Consider the following 18,714-nt stretch of genomic DNA (forward strand, 5'->3'; position numbering starts at 1 on the left):
CTCCCCCTTCCCACCTCGACGCGTGACGAATGCGCAAGGTTGCATCACGGCCGCTGCACGCGCCGAATCCCCGCCTTCCGGCCGGCCGGCCGCATGATTAAGGTGGCGCCTCATCCGCGCCCATTGGAGGAAACATGACAAGCCGCCGCACCCTGATCGCCGCCAGCGCCGGCCTCGCCGCGATGGGCCTGTCCCGCCGCGCGATGGCCCAGCAATTGTTCGACAGCATGTTCATCTTCGTCCCCGCCGGCCCCGGCGGCGGCTGGGACGGGCTGGGCCGCGCCATCGAGCAGGCGTCGCGCACCGCCGGCCTGGTCGGCAGCTTCCAGTTCGAGAATGTCGGCGGCGCCGGCGGCATGGTCGGCCTGCCCCGCTTCATCAGCCAGCGCCGCGGGCGCGGCAATGCGCTGCTGGTCGGCGGCGCGGTGATGGTCGGCGCCGGCATCACCAACCGCACCCCCGTCAGCATCCGCGACGTGGTGCCGATCGCGCGCATGACGTCCGAGCCCGGCATCATCGTGGTGCCGGCCAGCAGCGACCTGCGCACCCTGGCGGACTTCACCAATGCGCTGAAGGCCAATCCGGGCGCCACCTCGGTGGCCGGCGGCAGCGCCGGCGGCATCGACCACATCATCCTCGGCCTGATGCTGAAGCAGCTTGGCCGCAATGCGCGGGAGGCCAGCTACGTGGCGTTCGCCGGCGGCGGGCCGGCCCAGGCGGCGATCCTGGGCGCGCAGGTGAAGGCCGGCATTTCCGGCGTCTCGGAATTCAGCGAGCAGGTGAAGGCCGGCCGCATGCGCGCGCTGGCCACCACCGGCGAGACCCGCAGCCTGGAGGGCGTGCCGACGCTGAAGGAAAGCGGCATCGACATCGTCATGGGCAATTGGCGCGGCCTGTTCGGCGCGCCGGGCATCAGCGCCGCCCAGCGCCAGGCGCTGGTGGCCTATGTCACCGCCGTGCATGCCACCCCCGCCTGGCGCGAGATCGTGACCACGCGCGGCTGGGACGATGCCTTCCTGGTGGGCGACGCCTTCGCGCAGTTCATGCAGCGCGACCATGCGGATACCGAGCAGGTGCTGCGCGACATCGGCCTCGCCAGCTGATGCGCACGGCCAGGGCCGACCTCGGCGCGGCGCTTTTCGTGCTGGGGCTCGGCCTGATGGCCGCCTGGCAGAGCCATGTGATCCCGCCTTCGCCGATCTACGCGCAGGTGGGGCCGACGCTGGTGCCCTGGCTGGTGACGGCGGTGCTGCTGGCGCTCGGCGTCGGGCTGACCGCCACCGCGCTGCGCGGTGGCTGGTCGCAGGACATCGAGGAACTGGCCGAGGCGCCGCCGCTGAACCGGCGGGCGCTGGCGCTGCTGCTGGCCGGGCTGCTGGCCAACCTCGTGCTGATCGTGCCGCTGGGCTTCACCGTCGCGGCGTCCGCGCAATTCGTGCTGGTGGCGGCGGCCTTCGGGTCGCGCGCCCTGCTGCGCAACCTGGTCATCGCCTTCATCGTCGCGCTGTCCGCCTATGGGCTTTTCGTGAAGGGCCTTGGCGTCAACATCGGCGCCGGGGTGGTCGAGGCGCTGGTCTTCGGAGAGCCCGGGTGATGAATGCGATCGACGGGCTGATGCTCGGGTTCGGCCATGCGCTGAGCCTGTCCAACCTCGGCTGGGCGCTGCTCGGCTGCTTCCTCGGCACGGCGATCGGCGTGCTGCCCGGCATCGGCCCGGCGCTGACCATCGCGCTGCTGCTGCCCATCACCTTCTCGGTCTCCGCCACCGGCGCCTTCATCCTGTTCTGCGGCGTCTTCTACGGCGCCATGTATGGCGGCTCGACCACCTCCATCCTGCTGAACACGCCGGGCGAATCAGGGTCCATCATCACCGCGCTGGAAGGGGCGAAGATGGCCCGCAGCGGCCGGGCGGGGCCGGCACTGGCCACGTCCGCCATCGGCAGCTTCGTCGCCGGCACGGTGGGCACGCTGGGCATCGCCTTCCTCGGGCCGATCGTGGTGGAGCTGGCACTCCAACTCGGCCCGGCCGAGTACTTCATGCTGATGGTGCTGTGCTTCGTCACCGTCTCCGCCGTGCTCGGCGGCTCCGCGCTGCGCGGGCTGACCAGCCTGGGCTTCGGCCTGCTGCTGGGGCTGGTGGGGGTGGATCTGCAGACCGGCCAGCCGCGCCTGACCTTCGGCGTGCCGGAATTGCTGGACGGGGTGAATGTGGTGCTGGTCGCCGTCGCGCTGTTCGCGGTGGGGGAGACGCTGTACCTCGCCTGGCGCCATGTGGAAGGGCCGGCGGTGGTGCGGCCGGTGGGCAGCATCATGATGACGCGGCAGGATTGGCGCCGGTCCTTCTGGCCCTGGATGCGCGGCGCGGGGCTCGGCTTTCCCTTCGGCGTGCTGCCGGCCGGCGGCACCGAGATGCCGACGATGCTGAGCTACTACATGGAGCGGAAGCTGGTGCGGCCGGAGCATGCCGAGGAATTCGGCACCAGCGGCGCGATCGAGGGCGTGGCGGGGCCGGAGGCGGCGAACAATGCGGCGGCCGCCGGCGTGCTGGTGCCGATGCTGACGCTCGGCCTGCCGACCAGCGCGACCGCGGCCATCATGCTTTCCGCCTTCCAATCCTACGGCATCCAGCCCGGGCCGCTGCTGTTCACCACCCAGGCGGACCTGGTGTGGACGCTGATCGCCAGCCTGTTCATCGCCAATGTCATGCTGGTGGTGCTGAACCTGCCGCTGGTCGGGCTGTGGGCGCGCATCCTGAAGATCCCGCAGCCGCAGCTCTATGCCGGCATCCTGGTCTTCGCGACCATCGGCACCTACGGCATCAGCAATTCCGTGGTGGATCTGGTGCTGCTGTACGGCATCGGCATCATCGCCATGTTCATGCGCCGCTTCGACTTCCCCGTGGCGCCGGTGGTGATCGGCATGATCCTCGGCCCGATGGCGGAGAATGCGATGCGCCAGGCGCTGACCATCAGCCAGGGCGACTGGAGCGTCTTCGTGACGCGGCCGATCAGCCTGGTGATCCTGCTGCTGGCGCTGGCCGCCCTGGCGGGGCCGCGGCTCTATGGGGTGTGGGCGCGCCGCGCCTCGGCCTGATCCAGCATCGCCCGCAGCCGCGCCACCTCCACCTTGCCAAGCGCGGTGCGCGGCAGGGCGGGCAGGGTGAGCACGGCGCGGGGCAGCTTGAAGCGGGCGACCTGGCCTTCGAAATGCGCCAGCAGCCGCGCCGCGTCGAAGTCCGCTGCCGGCACCACCACGGCCACCGGCACCTCCCCCCAGCGCGGATCGGGGCGGCCGATGATGGCACCTTCGATGATGCCGGGGGCGCCGCGCAGCAGGCGCTCCAGCTCCGCCGGGTAGATGTTCTCCCCGCCCGAGATGATGACGTGCTTGAGCCGGTCGCTGAACCACCAGCGACCCTCGGCGTCGATGCGCCCCACATCGCCGGTGGCGAACCAGCCCTCGGCATCCAGCGCCGGCCGGTCCGGCCAGTAGCGGCGCAGCGTGGCGGGGCCGCGGATCTGGATCTCGCCCTGCGTCGCGGGGCGGCCTTCGGCATCCACCAGCCGGGCCTCGGCATGGCGCGCCGGATGGCCGATGGAGCCCGGGGCGGCGAGCGCCTCCGCCCGGCTTTGCAGGATGGCGATGGGGCAGGTTTCCGTCGCGCCATAGACCTGCTGCACCGGGATGCCGCGCGCGTGGAAGGCTTCGATCAGCGGCACCGGCACGTCGGAGGAGCCGGCACCGATGGCGCGCAGGCCGGACAGGTCGGCGGCGGCCCAGCGCGGATGCGCGACCAGCGCCTGCATGATGGCCGGCACCAGCAGCGTCAGCGTCGGGCGGAGCTGGGCGACGGCGTCGAAGAAGCCGTCCGGGTCGAAGCGCGGCAGCAGCACCACCTCGGCGCCGGCCAGCAGCGCCGGCGTGGTCTGGATGTTCAGGCCGCCGACATGGAACAGCGGCAGCAGCGTCAGCACGCGGTCGGCCTCGGTGATCCCGAAGCCGGCGAGGGCGTTCCGCGCATTGGCGTGCAGCGCGCGCTGGTCCAGCACCGCGCCTTTCGGCCGGCCGGTGGTGCCGCTGGTATAGACCAGCAGCACCGGGTCGTCCGGCGTGCCATCATCCGGTGCCTCGCCCGGCGCGGCCAGGGTGGTCGCGTCCAGCGCCCGTTCATGCACGGATTGCGCGGCGGAAAGCATCTCCGGCGTTGCCAAAAGCAGCCTGGCGCCGGAATCCTCCAGGATGAAGCGCCACTCCGGCGGCGCCAGGCGCCAATTGAGCGGCAGCAGCATTGCGCCGAGCCGGGCGCAGGCGAACAGCGCGACGATCTGCGCCGGGTGGTTCTGGCCGAGGAAGCCGACGCGGTCGCCCCGCGCCACGCCCTGTGCCGCCAGCGCCGCGGCCATCGCCGCGGCCTGCGCGTGCAGGGCGCCGTAGGTCAGCGCCGCCTCGCCGAAGCGCAGCGCTGGGCGATCCGGCGGATGCGCGGCAAGCCAGTGCCTCATACCCCGCGCACGAAGGCTTCACCTTCGTGCCCCTCAGACGCCGGGCGGGCCGCCTCCGCGGCCCTTGGCTTCGCGGCACTGGCCGCGGCGCGCCTTCGCGCGCTCGGCCCTTCGGGCCGCAGCCCGGGCCCTTGTGCGCCACGAATCACTGGTCCGTCTCGCCCTTCTCGTACAGCGCGTCGCGGCCGATGCGGTCGATGCAGAGCTCCGCCGTCCAGGGCAGCATCAGCGCGCCGCAGCGGCTGTCGCGGAAGATGCGTTCCAGCGGCAGGGATTTCAGCATGGCCTGGCCACCGCAGGTGCGGATGGCGAGGCTGGCGATGGCCTGTGCATTCTCCATCACCGTGTGTTGCGCCGCCAGGGCGCGCAGCATCTGCTCCCGGGTCGGATCCGGCCCGGCTTCCGTGATCGCCTGGAACCACAGCGCCTTGGTCTGTTCCAGCATCACGCGCATCTGCGCCACGGCGATCTGCTTGGTGGGGTACATGCGGCGCTGCACCGGCGGCGTGCCCGGCTGTTCGCCGCGCAGGTAGCGCACGCAGAAATCATAGGCCGCCTGCGCCAGGCCCATATAGGTGGGGCTCAGCGTGAGGAACATATGCGGCCAGCGCATCGCCGCCTGGAAGTACAGGCCGGGCGGCATCAGCGCCGCATCCTCCGCCACGAAGACATCCTCGAAGATCAGGGTGCGGGAGACGGTGCCGCGCATGCCGAGCGGGTCCCACTCCCCCGTCACGGAAACCCCCGGCGCATCCGCCGGCACGCCGAGATACAGCGTGTTCTTCCGCGACGCCTTCTCGCCCGGCAGCATCTCCGTGCAGAGGATGCCGTAGGTATCGGCATGGCCGGCGAGACTCGCAAAGATCTTCCTGCCGTTGATGCGAAAGCCGCCCTCCACGCGCTCCGCCGTGGTGCCGAAGGCCACCGCACCCGCCGCCGCCGCGCCGCCTTCCGAGAAGGGCTGCGAGAAGATTTTTCCCTGGCTCAGAATCGTGTCGTAGTGCAGCCGGCGGCGGCGGCGGTGTTCCGCGCGCGTCGAAGAATCCATCTCCAGGTCTTCGGTCAGCGCGCCGGTCCACAGCGTGCTGCACACATGCATGTTCCAGGTCAGCGCCGTCGCGCCGCAATAGCGGCCGAGTTCGGCGGCGGTCAGGCAATAGGCGCGGAAATCCGCCCCGAGCCCGCCCTCCTCCGCCGGGATGCAGATGCCCAGCAGGCCCTCGGCGTGCATGTCGCGGTAGTTGTCGATCGGGAAGCTCGCCTCCCGGTCCCAGCGCGCGGCGCGCGGCGCCAGCACGCGCTGTCCGAAATGGCGGGCGCGGGCGGTGAGCGCCGCCTCGAAGGGCGAAAGCCGGAAGGCCCGTGCCTCGAAGATCGGCGCATCGGCGACGAGGCCAGCGGGCAGCGCATCCATGCTCACGCCTCCAGGAAGGGCAGCAGCGCGGCGCGGAAGGCGTCCGGCGCTTCCAGGTGGATCAGATGGCCGGCGCCGGGGATCACGGCCAGCTGCGCGCCGGGGATCATCGCCGCCATGCGCTGCATGGTCTTCAGCGGCGCCGCCTGGTCGCGCTCGCCGGCGATCAGCAGCGTCGGCACGCGGATCTCCGCCAGCGCGGCGCGGCGGTCGAAGGTGGTCAGGCAGCGCAGCGTGGCGCGGTAGATGTCGGCCGGAATGGCGCGCATGGCGGCCAGCGCGCGCGGCATCGCCTCCGGCGGCGCCGTCGCCGGCAGCATCCCGTCCAGCAGGTCAGGCGCCGCCTCGTCCATGCTGCGGCCTTCCAGCGGGCCGAGCCGCGCGGCCAGGAACTGCTCGGCGAAGGACGGGTCGCGGCCCCCGAAGGCCGGGGTGGTGCCGTACAGCACCAGCCTCGCCACGCGCCCGGGATGCGTCGCGACGAAGTCCTGCGCCAGCATGCCGCCCATGGAATGGCCGACCAGCGTCACGCGATCGATCCCCCGCGCATCCAGCGTGGCGCACAGCGCCGCGGTCAGCGCCGGGAAGGTCATTTCCGGCAGCGGCGCGGTGCCGCAGAAGCCGGGCATCGGCCAGTCCAGCGCGCCGGGCACCAGGAGTTCGCCGGAAGACTGGGCCCAGGAAGGCCCGCCGATGCCGTGCAGCAGGACGATGCTCATGCCACCAGAACTCCTTCGCGGACCACGGCCTCGCCATCCAGTTCGATGGTGCAGCCGAAGACGGGGATGTCGAAATGCCCCTCGGTGAAGCGGCCGGCGAATTCATTGGCGCCGGTGGAGAACAGGAAATTGCCCGCCGCCGCGCGCAGCTCCGTGCCGTTGATATCGCGGCGATCGTGGAACAGCAGTGCCTCGCGCCGCGCGCGGGGGTTCATGCCCCAGCCGACATGGCTGACGGCATAGGCCGCGGGCTCGCCCCAGGCGGCCAGGTGCTCGCGCAGCATCCGCGCATCCAGCCCCTCCCCTTCCACCGCCACCACATGGTCGTCGCGCAGCACCAGCCGCACGGGGGATTCGATGTAGCGCTTGAAGGTCAGGTTGGCGTCGCCCGGCGCCAGCACCAGCGTGCCGGCCACGGTGCCGGCGCGCGGGAAGGCCACCACCACCCCGCCCGGCCAATGCGCCACCGTGCCGGGCCGGTCCGTGAAGCCCCAGACGCCGGCACTCGCCGCGCCGGCGATCGCCACCGTCAGGTCGGTGCCGGCGGCGCTCGTCACCCGCATCGTCTGCGCGGCGCGCAGGCGCTTCACCGCGGCCTTCACCGGCGCCGCATCGCCGGCCCGCGGCACCAGGCGTTCCAGCACCTCCGGATGCTCGTCGCTGACCATCAGCACGCGGGCGCCGGCGGCCAGGATGCCCTTCAGCTCCGGCGCGTGCAGCAGCCCTTCCAGCGTCAGGTCCACCACCAGCCCGCTGGCGCCCAGCCCCGCCAGCACCGCCGGGTGCCCGGCCAAAGCGCGGGAGGCGCCGGTGGAGCGCATGGGCAGGCGCCCGGCGGGGGGCGTCGGCACCTCCAGCCGGAAGGGGCGGCCGCCCAGGCGATGCGCCGCCAGCTCCGCCAGGTCGATGTTCAATCGGCGGGACTGGCTTTCGGCAAGCAGGCACACGGCCTCCCCGGGCTGCAGCGCGCAGAGCCGCAGCACCTCGGCGAAGGCGTCGATCCATTGCGGCTCGATCCGGTCGTCGCGCACCTGCCCACCCCCTTGCCTGTGCGGGAAGCCTAGTGGTGACGCGATCATATGAAAAGTCATATATTGGCGCCGTGACCGAACCGGGCGCCTTCGTCGAGGACTACCTGCTGGCCCTGCTGGCGCGGGCCTCCCACGCCGCCTCGGCCGGCTTCCATGCGCGGCTGCGCGCGCTGGGCGTGGCGGTGCCGGTGTGGCGGGTGCTGGCCAGCCTCAGCGGCCAGCCGCGCCAGGTGGGGGAGCTGTCACGGCTCTGCCTGATGCAGCAGCCCACCATGTCCAAGCTGCTGGACCGCATGGCGGCGGAGGGGCTGGTGCGGCGGGAAAGGCAGGGCCGCGCCGTGCGCATCGCGCTGACGCCGGAAGGCGCCGCCCTGGCCGCGCGGCTGGTGGCGGAAGCGCGGGCGCATGAGGCGGCGCTGCTGGCCCGCCATGCGGAAGGCGCGCCGGCGCTGAAGGCGCTGCTGCGGGCGCTGATCCCCCCTTCCGGCTGAGCGAGGAAGGCCCCATCTGCCGGCAATGCCGCCGCCCTCCCAGCTTTCCCGCATCGTGCTGATCCTGCTGGTCGTCTCCGCCCTGGTGCAGATCCTGGTGCTGGTGTTCGGCTGATCGCGCGCCCGCCCGCGCCGGGGTGATCGGCTTGCGCCACGGCGCCGGCGCGGCCAGCCTGCGGGCGACGGAACGAAGGATGCGCGGGATGCAGGTTGCGGTGATCGGCCTCGGGGCCATGGGCATGGGGGCGGCGCGGTCCTGCCTGCGGGCCGGGCTGGACACGGTGGGCTGCGATTTCGCGGCCGCTGCGCGGGAGGCCTTCATCGAGGCCGGTGGCCAGGCCGTCGGCGCGGCCGATGCGCTGCCGCAGGGGGTGGAGGCGGTGCTGCTGCTGGTGGTGAACGCGGCGCAGACGGAGGCGGCGCTGTTCGGCCCCGCCGGCTGCGCGCCCCGGCTGGCACCCGGCGCCGTCATCATCGCCTCCGCCACCATGGGCCCGGACGATGCCCGGCGCCTGGCGGCGCGGGCGGAGGCGATGGGCCTGCTGTACCTGGATGCCCCCGTCTCCGGCGGCGCCGCCAAGGCGGCGGAAGGCGCAATGACGGTGATGGCGGCCGGCAGCGCCGCCGCCTTCGCCAAGGCCCGCCCGGTGCTCGACGCCATCGCCACCAAGGTGTGGGAGCTGGGGGAGGCGGTGGGCGCCGGCGCCACGGTGAAGGTGGTGCACCAGCTTCTGGCCGGGGTGCACATCGCCGTGGCGGCGGAGGCGATGGCGCTGGGCATCCGCGCCGGCGCCGATCCGCGCCAGCTCTATGCGGTGGTGACGAGCGCTGCCGGCAATTCCTGGATGTTCGAGAACCGCATGGCCCGGGTGCTGGAGGGCGACGATGCCCCGCGCTCGGCGGTCGACATCTTCGTCAAGGATCTGGGCCTGGTGGCGGAGATGGCGCGCGGGCTGAACCACCCGGTGCCGCTGGCCAGCCAGGCGCAGCAATTGTTCACCGCCGCCAGCGCCATGGGCCATGGCCGCGCCGATGATGGCTTCGTCATCCGTGTCTGGCAGGCCCTGACCGGCATCCCGCTGCCGGGGAAATGATCAGCCCAGCGCGGTGATCACCACCGCGATCAGGATGAACAGCGCCGCCAGCGCCCCGCCGGCCCGCACCAGCTCCCCGGCCTTCTCCCGGGTGACCAGCGGGCCGGCCGGGGGGCGGGGCGCGGGCTCGGTGCCCGCCGGGGCATCGGCCCAGGGATCATGCAGGCCCAGGAACTCGGAACCGCCCTCGGCCGGCTCGCCCTTCGGTTTAGCAGGGTTGGCCCTGTTCCTTGTCCCCTCGCCACGGCCAGGGCGGGCCGGGGGTTCGGCCTGCCCTGGTAACACATCGGCCTGCGACATGGACGACCCGTCAGGTATAGTTTGTTGAACCTAGCGTTCCTTGGATTCGCAGAAAACCAACCGAAGGTTGTGCTCAAGCCGCGGTTCTACACGCGTCATCGACGCCTTGGATAGGTCTCCGCCCGCACCTCCTCCAGGAAGGGCGCGCGCAGCCCGGCGGGGCAGACCAGTTCCGTCTCCACATGGTCGGCGTGCAGCGTGTGGCGCAGGAAGCCTGTCACGCGGTCCCCGGGCAGGCCGGGCTGGAGCTCCGGCTCGCAGATGAAAGAGGCCGGGGCGGCCCAGGCATAGCTCGCCTCCCCCCGCCGGGTCAGGCGGTTCAGGTGCAGGTGGCCGGATGCGACCAGGCGCAGCGCCGGGTGGTCCAGCACCGGCGCCAGCGCGCCGCGCGCCTCCGGCGGGACGGACCAGTAGTCGAAGGGGTCGTCCGGCGCGTGGATGAAGACCGGCTTGTGCAGGAACAGCGCCAGGCGTCGCCGCCCCAGCCCCGCCAGCGCCTGGCCGATCCAGGCCGCCTGCTCCGCCTCCCGCGCCAAGCCGGTGCCCATGATCTCGGTGTTCAGGCCCAGCAGCCGCCACGCCTCGCCGCCCGGCCCGTCCAGGTCGTGGGCGAAGCGGTCGGCGCCCAGCAGCGCGTCCCAGCGCGCCAGCCGCGCCGCATCCACCGGCTGGTCCGGCATGCTGCGGGCATCGCTGCCGATGTCGTGGTTGCCCGGGATGGCCAGCAGCGGCGCCGCGCCGGCCAGGCCGCGCAGCGCCTGCGCCGCGAAGGCCAGATCCGCGTCGCGGCCGGCACCGTCCAGCGACAGGTCGCCGCTGGCCACCAGCGCATCCGGCGGCGCCGCGTCCAGCACCGCGGCGATGCGCGCCAGGTTGGCCTGGAAGACGGTGGTGCGCGGGCCGAGATGGGCGTCGGAGATCTGCGCGACGATCAGGGGCATGGGGCGTCCGGGTTCGGGGGGGCGGTGGAGGCACGGCACACCAGTTCCGGCACCAGCCGGATGTCGCGGCGCGGCAGGGCGGGGTCGGCCATCTCGGCCAGCAGGATCTCCGCCGCCTGGCGGCCCATGGCGGCGTGCTGGATGCGCACCGTGGTCAGGGCCGGGCAGATGCGGTCGACGAAGGGCATGTCGTTGAAGCCGGTGACGGAGACATCCGCCGCCACGCGCAGCCCGGCGGCGGCCAGCGCGTCATAGGTGCCGAGGCACAGCATGTCGTTGGCCACCGCCACCGCGGTGAAGCGCGGCCCGGCCAGCAGCGCCGCCATTGCCGCCTGGCCGGCGGCGGCGGTGTAGGCACCGGCGTGCAGGATCGGCGCCGCGTCGGGGTCCAGCCCCTGCGCTGCCAGCGCATCGCGGAAGCCGGAAAGCCGGTCCATGGCGGTGGAGATGCCCTCCGGCCCCGCCAGATGCGCGATGCGACGATGGCCGAGCGCCAACAGATGCGCCACCGCCAGGCCGATCCCGCCATGGTCGTCATTGGTGACGGCGGAGGTGGCGCCGCAGCCGGCCGGCATGCGGCGGTTGATCAGCACGGCGGGGATGCCAAAGCGGGCGCAGAGGTCCAGCGCCCCGGTGCCGGCCGCGGCCGAGGCCAGCATCAGCCCATCCACCAGATGCGTCGCCATGCGCTCGATCAGCAGCGCCTCCCGCGCCGGGTCATTGGCGGTGTTGGCCATCAGCGTGGCGTAGCCCTGCCCGGCCAGCAGGGTTTCCACCGCATGCAGGATGGGCGGGAAGATCGGGTTCACCAGGTCCGGCACCAGGATGCCGATGGTGCGGGATTTCCGCGTGCGCAGCCCGGCGGCCAGGGCGGAGGGGCGCCAGCCAAGCCGTTCCGCCGCTTCCGCCACGCGCTGCGCCACGCCCTCCGTCACCATGCCCCGGGTGGCGGGGTTCAGGGCGCGGGAGACGGTGGAGGCGTGTACCCCGGCCTCCCGCGCCACATCGGCGATGGTGGCGCGCGGCGCCGGGCCGGGCGGGAGCCCTGGGATCGAGTCGGAGGAAGACATGCCCGCCGGCTATAGCGCAAGCGCGCCGCCGGCGCGCCCGGCGATGCGCCGGCAGCGCGGCGGCGACGCCCGGGCGGGGTGGTTTTGCTTTCTGCAATCGATTGCACATTTCCCTTGACCGCACCCGGCGCCATCCCCTACCCCTTCCGGCATCGGAGGAAATCGCCCGCAATGCATGATGCGCCATCCCAAGCCGGGTCGCTTTCGGCCCTGCCCGGCCAGGCCTCGGCACTTCGCTTCGCCGCCTTCGGCGGGCCGGACCAGCTGCGCTGCGAAACCCTGCCCCTGCCGCCCCTGGCGGCGGAGGAGGCGCTGGTCGCCGTGCGCGCCGCCTCGGTCAATCCATCGGACGTGAAGAACCTGGCCGGGCGGATGCGCCAGACCGTGCCGCCGCGCACCCCGGGCCGGGATTTCGCCGGCATGGTGGTGGCCGGTCCGGCCGAATGGCTGGGCGTGGAGGTCTGGGGCACCGGCGGCGATATCGGCTTCACCCGCGATGGCAGCCACGCCGAATACCTGCGCCTGCCGATCGCCGCCCTGGCGCGCAAACCCGCCAACCTCAGCTTCGCCCAGGCCGGCGCGGTGGGGGTGAACTACGTCACCGCGCTGATCGGCCTGGACTACGCCGCGCTCAAGGCCGGGGAGACGCTGCTGGTGCTGGGCGCCACCGGCGGCGTCGGCGGCGCCGCCTGCGGCATCGGCGCGGCGCGGGGCGCCCGGGTGATCGCCGCCTGCCGCGGCCAGGCCCCGGCGGACAGCGCCGCGCGCGCCGCCACGGCGGCGTTCCTGGACCTCGCCGCGCCGGACCTCGCCGGGCAGATCGCCGACGCCACCGGCGGGCGCGGCATCGACGTGGTCTATGACTGCGTCGGCAAGCCGCCCCTGACGGAAGCCGCGCTGGCGGCCCTGGGCTTCGGCGGCCGGCTGGTGGTCATCGCCGGCACGCCGGGCGAGCAGCTCAAGTTCGAGCTGATCCCCTTCTACCGCCGCGAATGCCGGCTGCTGGGCGTGGACAGCCTGAAGCGCAGCGCCAGCGCCTGCGCGCCGATGATGGAAACGCTGCGCCCGGGCTTCGAATCCGGCGCCTTCCCGCCGCCCGCCATCGCCGAGGCGCATCCGCTGGCCCAGGGGGCGGCGGCCTATGACGCGGTGGCCCGTGGCACGCGCGGCCGTGTCGTGCTCACCATGGGCGACTAGGAGAGGGAACCCCGACCATGCCCGAAGGCCACATCACCTATACCAGCGAGAACCTGACCGGCGCCGTGCTGGCCCGCATCGCGCCGGATGCCAGCCCGCGCATGCGCCAGGTCATGACCGCCCTGGTCAACCACGTGCACGACTTCGTCCGCGAGGTGGAGCTGACGCCGGAGGAATGGGAAGAGGGCGTCGGCTTCCTGACCGAACTCGGCCGCTGGTGCGACGACAAGCGGCAGGAGGTGATCCTGCTGTCGGACATCCTTGGCGTCTCCATGCTGGTGGACGCCATCGCCCACCGCACCCATGCCAGCGTCAGCGAGACCACCGTGCTCGGCCCTTTCCACCGGGAGAATCCCCCGGTGATGCAGAACGGCCAGAACATGTCCCCCGGCGTGGAGGGCGAGCGCCTGGACGTGGCGGTGCGCATCCTGGACGAGGACGGCGCGCCGCTGGAAGGCGCGCAGGTGGATGTCTGGCACACCTCGCCGGATGGCTTCTACGACAGCCAGCTGGGCGATGCGCACAACATGCGCGGCCGCTTCCTCTCCGGGCCGGACGGGCTGGTGGCCTTCCCCACCGTGATGCCGGCCAGCTACCCGGTGCCGCATGACGGGCCGGTGGGCCGCCTGCTGTCCGCCATGGGGCGCGGGCCGATGCGGCCGACGCATGTGCATTTCTGGATCAAGAAGCCCGGCTACCGGGACCTGATCACCCACATCTTCAGGGATGGCGACCCCTACCTGCACGACGATGCGGTGTTCGGCGTGAAGGCCAGCCTGGTGACCGACTGGGACGCGCCCAAGGCGGAAGGCAAGCCGGCGACGCTCACTTACGATTTCCGCATCCCCAGGGAGGACGCCGCCTGATGCTGTTCCTGATCCACTGCACCCAGGTCGCCGACGGCGACGCCATCCGCGACGCGCATTACGAGGCGCACCGCGCCTATCTCCGCGCCAGCCCCGTCGACATCAAGCTGGCCGGCCCGATGGTCTCCGACGACGGGGAGACGAAGATCGGCTCCGTCTTCATCGTCGACGTGCCGGACCGCGCGGCGGCGGAAGCCTTCTCCGCCGCCGATCCCTTCGCCGCCAACGGGCTGTTCGAGCGCGTGCTCGTCACCCGCTTCCTCGACATCACCCGCGGCAGGCCGGCCTTCGGGGCTCCGGTACAAGAACCGGCCCCCGGCCCGGCCAAGGATTAAGCGCATGCGCCGCAAATACATCCTGACCTGCGCCGTCACCGGCAACATCACCACGCCGGAACAGACGCCGCATCTGCCGATCACGCCGGCGCAGATCGCCGATGCGGCGATCGAGGCCGCGAAGGCCGGCGCCGCCGTGGCGCACATCCATGTGCGGGACCCTGCGACGGGCAGGCCCTCCATGTCCATCGACCTGTACCGGGAGGTGATGGACCGCATCCGCGCCTCCGGCACCGATGTGGTGATCAACCTGACCACCGGCCCGGGCGGGCGCTTCGTCCCCTCGCTGGACAACCCGCGCGAGGCCGCCGCCGGCAGCACCCTGCTGCCGCCGGACCAGCGCGTGGCGCATATCGTGGAGCTGAAGCCGGAGATCGCGACGCTCGACCTGAACACCATGTGGTCCGGCAGCGCCGTCGTGATCAACGCGCCCTGGTCGGTGACCAGGATGGCGGAGCTGATCTATTCCGTCGGCACCATCCCGGAGCTAGAGGTCTTCGATTCCGGCGATATCGGCCTGGCGAAGAAGCTGATGGCGGATGGCGTGCTGAAGGGCCCCTGCCTGTTCCAGGTCTGCATGGGCATCCGCTGGGGCTTCGACTGGGACCCGGCGACGCTGCACTACGCGAAGTCCATCCTGCCGGCCGGCAGCCCCTGGGCGGCCTTCGCCATCGGCCGCATGGAATTCCCGATGCTGGCGCAGGCCTGGCTGCTGGGCGGCCATGTGCGCGTCGGCCTCGAGGACAACATCTACCTCAACAAGGGCGAGCTCGCGGTCAGCAACACCGTCCTCGTCGAACGCGCCGTCCGCATCCTGCGCGAGCTGGGCGCCGAGCCGATGACGGCGGCGGAAGCGCGCGCGGAGCTGTCGCAGGTCGGCGGATGGAGCCGATGACCGACCGCGGCGTCCTGGTCGTCACCGGCGCCGGCCGCGGCATCGGCGCGGCCATCGCCAAGGCGGCCGCGGCGGATGGCTGGAACGTCGTCGTGAATTTTGCGCGCGACGCAGCCTCGGCCGAGGCCACCGTCGCCGCCATCACCGGCGCCGGGGGACGCGCGCAGGCGGTGCAGGCGGATGTGCAGTCCGAGGCCGGCATCGCCGCGCTGTTCGCCGCGGCGGACGCCATCGGACCGGTGAAGGGCCTGGTGAACAATGCCGGCGGCAGCGCGGAGGCGAAGATCGCCGACATCACCGCCGCCGACTACGACCGCATGATGGACGGCAATCTGCGCACCACCGTCTTCTGTTCCTCGGCCGCCGTGCAGCGCATGGCCACCGATCGCGGCGGGGCGGGCGGCGTCATCGTGAATATCGGCTCGCGCGCCTCGGTCCTCGGCGGTCAGCCGGGGCGGGTGATGTATGCCGCGGCCAAGGGCGCCGTGGACGGCTTCACCGCCGGCCTGGCCAATGAGGTGGGAAAGCTCGGCATCCGCGTCTGCTGCGTGCGGCCAGGCGTGATCCGCACCGAAAGCCATGAGGCCCGCGCCGGGGCGGACCGGCTGAAGACCATGACCGCCGCCATCGCCCTGGGGCGGCCCGGCGAGCCGGAGGAGGTGGCCAGCCTGGTCGCCTTCCTGCTCTCGCCCGGCGCCGCCTACATGACCGGGGCGCTGGTGGATATCGGCGGGGGACGTTAGCGCGCTCTGCAATCGATTGAGGGAGGACCAAGAACAATGACCATCCAGACCACCCGCCGCCGCCTGCTCGGCGCGGCGCTCGCCGCGCCGGCGCTGCTCGCCGGCACCGCCCATGCCCAGGCCAGCTGGCCCAGCCAGAGCATCACCCTGGTGATCCCCTTCGCCCCCGGCGGCCCGACCGATGCGGTGGGCCGCATGCTGGCGGAGGCGATGAGCCGCGACCTCAGCGTTTCCGTGGTGGCGCAGAATGTCGGCGGCGCCGGCGGCACCATCGGTGTCAACCGCGTCGCCCAGGCGCGGCCGGACGGCAACACCATCCTGCTGCACAACATCGGCATGGCCACCGCGCCGACGCTGTACCGCCGCCTGCCCTACAACCCGCTGACCTCCTTCGAGATGCTGGGCCTGGTGACCGCCACGCCGATGGTCTGGCTGACCCGCCCGGACTTCCCGGTGGCGGATTTCCCCGCCATGCTGGCCCGCATCCGCGAAAGCGGGGAGCGCATCAACCTGGGCAATGCCGGCCTCGGCTCCGCCAGCCAGCTTTGCGGCACGCTGCTGCAGGCCAGCCTCGGCACCCGCTTCACCACCGTGTCCTTCGCCGGGTCCGGGCCGATCTATCCGGAGCTGATGGGCAACCGGCTGGATATCTACTGCGACCAGACGACCAGCGCGATTCCCTTCATCCAGGCGCGCCAGATCAAGGCGATGGCCGTCACCACGCCGCAGCCGCTGCCGGCCATCCCCGGCGTGCCCACCGCCAGCCAGTCCCTGCCGGGCTTCGAGATCGCCATCTGGCACGGCCTCTATGCCCCGGCCGGCACGCCGAAGCCGGTGCAGGACAGGCTGAACGCCGCGCTGCGCTTCGCCCTGGCCGATGCCCGTGTGGTGGAACGCATGACCGGCCTGGGCAGCCCGCCGGAGCCCGTCGCCCGCCAGAATGGCGAGGTGCACCGCGCCCACCTGGCCGCCGAGATCGAGCGCTGGCGCCCGGTGCTGCAGGCCGCCGGCCAGTTCGCGGATTGACCCGGCCATGACCCACCTGACCCGGAGGGCCGCCATGGCCGCCGCCACCGTTGCCGCCTGGGGTGCCGGCGGCGCCCTGGCGCAGGGCGCCACGAGGCTGAACGTCGTGGCCTTCGCCGGCGCCTCCAACCTCGTCATCTGGGCCGGCCAGGCCCAGGGGCATTTCGCCCGGCACGGGGTAGAGGTGGCGCTGGAGTTGACCCCCAATTCCCGCGCCATGGCCACCGACCTCTATGCGGGCAGGTACGACCTGGCACTGACCTCGGTGGACAACATCGTCGCCTACAATGAGGGGCAGGGCGAGGCGCGGCTGCCGGGGCCATCCGACTTCGCCGCCTTTTTCGGCGTCGATGACGGCATGCTCTCCGTCATGGCGGCGGCCGATGTGGCGGATCTGGCGGCGCTGCGCGGCCGGGCGGTGTCGGTGGACGCGATGACCACCGGCTTCGCCTTCGTGCTGCGGGAAGTGCTGGGCCAGGCCGGCCTGGCCGGGCAGGTGGAATGGGTCGCGGTGGGCGGCGGCGCGCAGCGGCTGGCGGCGCTGCTGGAAGGCAGGCAGGCGGCCACCCTGCTGAACACGCCGCTCGACCTCGCGGCGGAGGCGCGGGGCTTCCGGCGGCTCGCACGCGGGCGCGACGCGGTGGGCGCCTACCAGGGCATCGTCGCCGCCGCCCGGCGCGGCACGCTGGCGGCGAAGCGCGAAGCCCTGGTCGGCTTCACCCGCGGCTTCCGCGACAGCCTGGTGTGGCTGGACGCCAACCGGGCGGCGGCGGCGGCGATCCTCACCGCACGCGCCAACATGCCGCCGCCGGTCGCGGCGCGTGCCGCCACCGCGCTGCTGGATGCGGAGCGCGGCATCTTCCGCGACCTGCGGATCGACGAGGCCGGGCTGCGGACGGTGCTGCGCCTGCGCAGCAAATACGCCGAGCCGCAGCGGGAACTGACCGACATCGCGCGCTACAGCGACCCCTCGATCCGCGCCGCCGCGCTGGGCTGAGACCGCCCCTGCCGCCGAGCGGGCTGAAGCCGGCCTGGCGGCCGCTACAGCCCCAGCAGCAGCACGCCGGCCAGCGCCAGGCCGGCGATCAGCAGGCTAAGCAGCACGCCCAGCCCGAGCGGCCTGAGGCCGCGCCTCCCCAGCGCCCGCAGGTCGGTCGCCAGGCCGAGCGCCGCGACACTGGCGGCCATCAGCAGCGGCACCAGCAGGCGGGAGGCCTCGGTCGCCACCGCCGGCACCAGCCCGGTGGAACCCAGCAGCACCAGCCCCAGGAAGCCCAGCGCGAACCACGGCACCTGCACCTTCGCCGTGCCACCCGCGGCGCCCTGGCGCGCCACCCACCAGCCCAGCGCCATGATCGCCGGCGCCAGCAGCATCACCCGCGCCAGCTTCATCACCGTGCCGGATTGCGCGGCTTCCGGCCCGCCGGCCGCGGCGGCGCCCACCGCTTGCACCACCTCGTGCAACGAGGCACCGGCCCACAGCCCGTAGGACTGCGCATCAAGGCCGAGCGGCGCCGCCAGCAGCGGCAGCAGCACCAGCCCCAGCGTGCCGCACAGGGTGATGACGGCCAGGGCATAGGTCACGTCCTCGTCCTTCGCCCGTACCACCTGGTTGGCGGCGACGATGGCGGAGGCGCCGCAGATGCCGGTGCCCATGCCCAGCAGCAGCGCCAAGGGCTGCGGCACCCCCATCCGCGCGCCCAGCCAGGCGGCGGCCGGCACCGTCACCGCCACCACGGCCACCGCCAGGGCCAGGGCACCCGGGCCCAGGGCCAGCACCTCCGTCAGCGTCACCTGCAGGCCGAGCAGCACGATGGCGAAACGCAGCATCGGGCGGATGGCGAAGGCGATGCCGGGGTCCAGCGGGGCGCGGCGACCCAGCCCCGCGCGCAGCGCCAGCCCGGCCAGCAGCGCAATCACCACCGGGTTCAGCGCGGCGATGCCGGAGGCGCGGCGCAGCAGCACGGATGCCAGCGCCAGCAGCAGGCAGAGGCCCAGCCCCGGCAGCAGACGACGCAAGCGCGTCAGCGGGCCCGGGGCGCCGCCCGGCCCGCGCGAAGAAACGCCCTCCATGCTGCACTCCAGCCCGG

The 18,714-nt window shown here is 72.7% G+C and carries 20 protein-coding genes; 12 read left to right on the forward strand and 8 right to left on the reverse strand.

The features are described from left to right. The first annotated feature begins 134 nt into the window (after positions 1-134). From HEQ75_RS14215 to HEQ75_RS14225, 3 genes are read left to right on the forward strand one after another with little or no spacing between them, the layout of a single operon-like run. Positions 135-1,103 carry a Bug family tripartite tricarboxylate transporter substrate binding protein gene (locus HEQ75_RS14215; protein ID WP_168031645.1) on the forward strand — a complete coding sequence of 323 codons (969 nt, stop codon included), beginning with the start codon at positions 135-137 and terminating at the stop codon, positions 1,101-1,103. Further along, positions 1,103-1,594, forward strand: coding sequence for a tripartite tricarboxylate transporter TctB family protein (locus HEQ75_RS14220; protein WP_168031647.1), 492 nt, complete (start codon positions 1,103-1,105; stop codon positions 1,592-1,594). Before HEQ75_RS14215 ends, HEQ75_RS14220 begins: the two co-directional genes overlap by 1 nt. Then, on the forward strand, positions 1,594-3,093 hold the full coding sequence (locus tag HEQ75_RS14225) for a tripartite tricarboxylate transporter permease (RefSeq protein ID WP_168031649.1): 1,500 nt from the start codon (positions 1,594-1,596) through the stop codon (positions 3,091-3,093). Before HEQ75_RS14220 ends, HEQ75_RS14225 begins: the two co-directional genes overlap by 1 nt. On the opposite strand, the gene HEQ75_RS14230 is transcribed toward HEQ75_RS14225, so the two are convergent. The 4 genes from HEQ75_RS14230 to HEQ75_RS14245 all read right to left on the reverse strand — a co-directional run bounded on the left by HEQ75_RS14230 (position 3,060) and on the right by HEQ75_RS14245 (position 7,666). After that, positions 3,060-4,502 (reverse strand): AMP-binding protein, encoded by a 1,443-nt coding sequence (locus HEQ75_RS14230; protein WP_168031651.1) that lies wholly within the window; start codon positions 4,500-4,502, stop codon positions 3,060-3,062. The genes HEQ75_RS14225 and HEQ75_RS14230 overlap by 34 nt on opposite strands. A 145-nt stretch (positions 4,503-4,647) precedes the next feature. Beyond that, positions 4,648-5,916, reverse strand: coding sequence for an acyl-CoA dehydrogenase family protein (locus HEQ75_RS14235; protein WP_168031653.1), 1,269 nt, complete (start codon positions 5,914-5,916; stop codon positions 4,648-4,650). Between the two features lie 2 nt (positions 5,917-5,918). Beyond that, the gene (locus tag HEQ75_RS14240) at positions 5,919-6,635 is read right to left on the reverse strand and encodes an alpha/beta fold hydrolase (protein WP_168031655.1); all 717 of its coding nucleotides are present in this window, start codon (positions 6,633-6,635) and stop codon (positions 5,919-5,921) included. After that, positions 6,632-7,666 (reverse strand): M29 family metallopeptidase, encoded by a 1,035-nt coding sequence (locus HEQ75_RS14245; protein ID WP_168031657.1) that lies wholly within the window; start codon positions 7,664-7,666, stop codon positions 6,632-6,634. Before HEQ75_RS14245 ends, HEQ75_RS14240 begins: the two co-directional genes overlap by 4 nt. Before the next feature lie 71 nt (positions 7,667-7,737). Here HEQ75_RS14245 and HEQ75_RS14250 point away from each other — a divergent pair, with 71 nt between their 5' ends. After that, the gene (locus HEQ75_RS14250; RefSeq protein WP_209318551.1) at positions 7,738-8,157 is read left to right on the forward strand and encodes a MarR family winged helix-turn-helix transcriptional regulator; all 420 of its coding nucleotides are present in this window, start codon (positions 7,738-7,740) and stop codon (positions 8,155-8,157) included. 203 nt (positions 8,158-8,360) lie between these two features. Continuing rightward, the gene (ltnD, locus tag HEQ75_RS14255; protein WP_168031659.1) at positions 8,361-9,251 is read left to right on the forward strand and encodes an L-threonate dehydrogenase; all 891 of its coding nucleotides are present in this window, start codon (positions 8,361-8,363) and stop codon (positions 9,249-9,251) included. Here ltnD and HEQ75_RS14260 read toward each other — a convergent pair whose 3' ends face one another. The 3 genes from HEQ75_RS14260 to HEQ75_RS14270 form a co-directional block, all read right to left on the reverse strand. Beyond that, entirely contained in the window at positions 9,252-9,551 is a 300-nt protein-coding gene (locus HEQ75_RS14260) for a hypothetical protein (protein WP_168031661.1), read from the reverse strand. A gap of 95 nt (positions 9,552-9,646) precedes the next feature. Next, positions 9,647-10,492, reverse strand: coding sequence for a metallophosphoesterase family protein (locus HEQ75_RS14265; RefSeq protein ID WP_168031663.1), 846 nt, complete (start codon positions 10,490-10,492; stop codon positions 9,647-9,649). Then, a complete protein-coding gene (locus HEQ75_RS14270; protein ID WP_168031665.1) occupies positions 10,483-11,562 on the reverse strand; it encodes a LacI family DNA-binding transcriptional regulator in 1,080 nt (359 codons plus the stop codon). Before HEQ75_RS14270 ends, HEQ75_RS14265 begins: the two co-directional genes overlap by 10 nt. A gap of 171 nt (positions 11,563-11,733) precedes the next feature. Between HEQ75_RS14270 and HEQ75_RS14275 the strand changes: the two genes are divergently transcribed. Genes HEQ75_RS14275 through HEQ75_RS14305 form a run of 7 tightly spaced genes read left to right on the forward strand, consistent with a single transcriptional unit; the run spans position 11,734 to position 17,621 of the window. After that, complete coding sequence (locus HEQ75_RS14275; RefSeq protein WP_168031667.1) at positions 11,734-12,759, forward strand: quinone oxidoreductase family protein; 1,026 nt, start codon at positions 11,734-11,736, stop codon at positions 12,757-12,759. A 17-nt stretch (positions 12,760-12,776) separates the two neighbouring features. After that, a complete protein-coding gene (locus HEQ75_RS14280; RefSeq protein WP_168031669.1) occupies positions 12,777-13,625 on the forward strand; it encodes a dioxygenase family protein in 849 nt (282 codons plus the stop codon). Next, entirely contained in the window at positions 13,625-13,960 is a 336-nt protein-coding gene (locus HEQ75_RS14285; RefSeq protein WP_168031671.1) for a YciI family protein, read from the forward strand. The genes HEQ75_RS14280 and HEQ75_RS14285 overlap by 1 nt, the downstream gene beginning before the upstream one ends. Positions 13,961-13,964: 4 nt before the next feature. After that, positions 13,965-14,855, forward strand: coding sequence for a BKACE family enzyme (locus HEQ75_RS14290; RefSeq protein WP_168031674.1), 891 nt, complete (start codon positions 13,965-13,967; stop codon positions 14,853-14,855). After that, positions 14,852-15,598, forward strand: a complete 747-nt coding sequence (locus HEQ75_RS14295) for an SDR family NAD(P)-dependent oxidoreductase (RefSeq protein WP_168031676.1) — start codon at positions 14,852-14,854, stop codon at positions 15,596-15,598. Before HEQ75_RS14290 ends, HEQ75_RS14295 begins: the two co-directional genes overlap by 4 nt. A gap of 36 nt (positions 15,599-15,634) precedes the next feature. Beyond that, entirely contained in the window at positions 15,635-16,624 is a 990-nt protein-coding gene (locus HEQ75_RS14300) for a tripartite tricarboxylate transporter substrate-binding protein (protein WP_168031678.1), read from the forward strand. A gap of 7 nt (positions 16,625-16,631) precedes the next feature. Further along, positions 16,632-17,621: an ABC transporter substrate-binding protein gene (locus tag HEQ75_RS14305; protein ID WP_168031680.1), complete on the forward strand. Its 990-nt coding sequence runs from the start codon at positions 16,632-16,634 to the stop codon at positions 17,619-17,621. Between the two features lie 44 nt (positions 17,622-17,665). Here HEQ75_RS14305 and HEQ75_RS14310 read toward each other — a convergent pair whose 3' ends face one another. Then, the gene (locus tag HEQ75_RS14310) at positions 17,666-18,643 is read right to left on the reverse strand and encodes a YeiH family protein (RefSeq protein ID WP_209318552.1); all 978 of its coding nucleotides are present in this window, start codon (positions 18,641-18,643) and stop codon (positions 17,666-17,668) included. Positions 18,644-18,714: the final 71 nt, after the last annotated feature.

This window comes from Falsiroseomonas selenitidurans, from assembly GCF_012103215.1.
Lineage (GTDB): Bacteria > Pseudomonadota > Alphaproteobacteria > Acetobacterales > Acetobacteraceae > Falsiroseomonas > Falsiroseomonas selenitidurans.